Origin of the sequence: uncultured Limnohabitans sp. (genome assembly GCF_937889215.1) — a bacterium.
In the GTDB taxonomy this organism is placed as follows: Bacteria; Pseudomonadota; Gammaproteobacteria; order Burkholderiales; family Burkholderiaceae_C; genus Limnohabitans_A.
In genome coordinates, this window is record NZ_CALBEX010000492.1 from 1 (window position 1) to 3,191 (window position 3,191).

A 3,191-nucleotide genomic window follows, 5' to 3' on the forward strand; every position below is an offset into this window, starting at 1 on the left:
ATGAGCCACGTCCAAGCGAACATGGGCATCTTCATCAAAGTCATGCCAGGGGCGCGCATGTTCAAGATGGTCACGATGATGTTGATCGAGCCCATGATGGACGAGGCACCCAGGATGTGCATGGCAAAAATACCAGCGTCCATGGAAGGACCCATTTGCAGCGTCAAAGGTGCATACAAAGTCCAACCGGCAGCGGGGGCTCCGCCTGGCATGAAGAAAGAACCCACCAGCATCAGAGCCGCAGGAACCATCAGCCAGAAGCTGAAGTTGTTCATGCGGGCAAAAGCCATGTCGGACGCGCCAATTTGCAGCGGCAGCATCCAGTTCGCAAAGCCGACAAATGCCGGCATGATCGCACCGAACACCATGATGATGCCGTGCATGGTGGTGAACTGGTTGAACAACTCGGGGTTGACAATTTGCAGGCCCGGCTGAAACAACTCGGCACGAATGCCAAGGGCCAGCACGCCACCGATCATGAGCATGGTGAAGCTGAACAGCAGGTACAAGGTACCAATGTCTTTGTGGTTGGTGGCATACACCCAACGACGCCAGCCCGCAGGCGCGTGACCGTGGTCGTCATGGGCGTGATCGTGATGATCTAGAACGGCACTCATCTTGATTTCCTTTGATTTGAATACGGTACGGCTTATTTGCGAGCGGCCAGCACGTCAGCCGGCTGCACGATTTGCCCGGTCTTGTTGGACCAGTTGTTTTTGGTATAGGTGATCACAGCAGCAATTTCTGTGTCTGACAACTGCTTCCATGCAGGCATAGCGCCGTTGCCGGCACCATTGAGCAAGATTGCAATTTGCTTGGATTTGTCAGCATCGAGAACGATGGAGGAACCATCAAGCGCCTTGATAGAACCTGCGCCCTTGCCGGTGGCTTGGTGGCAAGCTGCGCAGTTGGCAGCATAGACTTTTTCACCGCGCTTGGACAAATCGTCGAGTGCCCACACTTTGGCAGGGTCATCGGCTTTGGCCGCTTGCTTTTTCTTCTCGGTGTCCACCCAAGCCGCATAGTCGGTGGCCGACAAGACCTTCACATGGATGGGCATGTAGGCGTGCTCTTTGCCACACAACTCTTGGCACTGGCCATAAAAATCGCCCGTTTTTTCTGCACGGAACCAAGTGTCGCGCACAAAACCTGGGATGGCATCTTGTTTGATGCCGAAAGCGGGCACCGCAAAAGCGTGGATCACGTCGTTGGCTGTGGTGATCACACGCACTTTTTGGCCCACAGGCACCACCAAGGGGTTGTCCACCTTCAGCAAGTAATTGTCGCCTTCCGGCTTGCCAGCATCCGACATGGCACGGTGGGAAGAGTCCAGGGTAGAGATAAAGCTCAAGCCTTCGCCTTCACCATTGATGTAGTCGTAGCCCCACTTCCACTGGTAACCCGTGGCCTTGATGGTCAGGTCGGCATTGGTGGTGTCTTTTTGAGCGACCAAAACTTTGGTAGCAGGCAAAGCCATCAAAATAACAATCAGAAAGGGGACTGCTGTCCAAATCACTTCCACCGTGATGGATTCAGTAAATTTGGCTGGCTTGTGGCCGACCGACTTGCGGTGCTTCCAGATGGAATAGAACATGACAGCAAACACGGCAACGAAGATCACCGTGCAAATGATCAGCATGAACCAATGCAGCCATTGCTGCTCTTCTGCGATCTTGGTCGCTGGCGGATGCAAATTGAGCTGGTTGACCGCAGGGCCTCCCGGCAAATCATTGACGGCATAAGCAGCTGTAGCCAGCCATGCGCCTGCAAAGATGCCCGCGCGAGATAGCAGCGAAGCCAATTGGTTGGAAATATTCTTCATGGTTCTCACTAACTTCCAAGACTCTGTTGAACTCAAACCTTTGGCATACCAGACTCAGGCCTGATTGCCGCTTGGCATCACGCCGAACGCAATGCCTTCCTAATTTCTCTCGCCAGCACTTGCCGGTGCTCCGGTCGCACAAAACGCCCCACTTCAATGGTTCGACCTTGGCCAGACAACTCGATCAGACTTTGGTCGCCCGTTTTGGGCTCGACTCGAACCCATTGGCGGTCAAATTCAGTCCGTTCCAACCGGCCTGCCGTTTCCAGCTCTACGACCAAATTCGCACCTTGCAAGGAAATCATCTCGCCGTCGGCAGCGTGTCTGGCGTAAGCCAAAAAAGCCAAGCCCACAACCGCAACCTCAAGACCCGCGAAGGCCAACACCAAAGTCGCCCCCTGCAACCAGAAGAAGACGCCGATGCCCAATGACAAGGTGCACAACGACAGGTAGAGCCAACCCAACTGGACTGGCGTCACCGAACAGTTGCGTTTGAGCCGCCAATGGACAGCGGGCCCAGACACTTGTGCAAATTGGTAAGCCTGATTTGACATCCGTCAACTTTCAATAACCTAACACGCCGTCGAGCACGCACGATGAACAAAACCGGGCGGATTTTACCTGAGATCAATCCTACTTTTGACAGATCTCAAACTTTGTCGGATATACCCCCACCAGAACGCAGCATTTGCCGCATTTGATCGAGGCCGATTTGGGTTTCTGGTGCGACCTGCATTCTGGGTTGCGGCTTTAAGGCGTGTCCATAAACAATTTCAAAACCCAAGGAAAGTCGCCCTCCATCTTCCTCTCGGGCCAGTCCCTGCAATGCCTGCAACAAAGCTTCGCGCCAGCGGCGCCCACGCAACCCCGGAAAGCGCTGCACATTCAGATTACGTCCCATTTCACGCAAGTCGGCCAACAAACTGTCTGCCGATGAGTAAGTCAAGGTGATGCGCTCCATGTCCATGACCGGCTCAGCAAAACCCGCTTGCACCAGCATGTCACCCCAATCGTGCATGTCGGTGAACTCATGGGCTGGGGCGGGCCAGCCTGCGCGCGCGTACACCTCACGCAGCTCACGCAGCGTATCGGGGCCAAAACACGAAAACATCAAAAACCCATCGACCGCCAAAGACCGGTGCCAGGCTTGCAACAGGGCTTGCGGCTCGGGCGATGCGTGCAGCTGCATGTTGGCCCAGAGCATCTGCGCGCTGTGGTCTGGTGGCACACCCCAATGCGGCTTCGGCCCCAGCCATCGCCCGGCTTGCCACCAAGGGCGCTCAAGGGCCACACGAGCAGCCTGCGTGTGCGCGGGGTCTTGAAAGGCCAACCAGACCTCGGCCTTGGGGTAACGCTGCTGCAAGGCCCT

At 55.5% G+C, this 3,191-nt stretch carries 4 protein-coding genes; all 4 read right to left on the reverse strand.

Annotation, left to right across the window (positions count from 1 at the left end; translation table 11 throughout):
- Positions 1-617 (reverse strand): cbb3-type cytochrome c oxidase subunit I (locus tag Q0341_RS12420; protein ID WP_299513809.1); only part of this gene is annotated, 617 nt, incomplete at its 3' end.
- Positions 618-649: 32 nt separating this feature from the next.
- Positions 650-1,822, reverse strand: a complete 1,173-nt coding sequence (gene coxB / locus Q0341_RS12425; RefSeq protein ID WP_299513812.1) for a cytochrome c oxidase subunit II — start codon at positions 1,820-1,822, stop codon at positions 650-652.
- 77 nt (positions 1,823-1,899) lie between these two features.
- Entirely contained in the window at positions 1,900-2,376 is a 477-nt protein-coding gene (locus Q0341_RS12430) for a DUF2244 domain-containing protein (protein ID WP_299513814.1), read from the reverse strand.
- A 95-nt stretch (positions 2,377-2,471) separates the two neighbouring features.
- A partial coding sequence (locus Q0341_RS12435; protein ID WP_299513816.1) for a biotin synthase occupies positions 2,472-3,191 on the reverse strand: 720 nt, incomplete at its 5' end.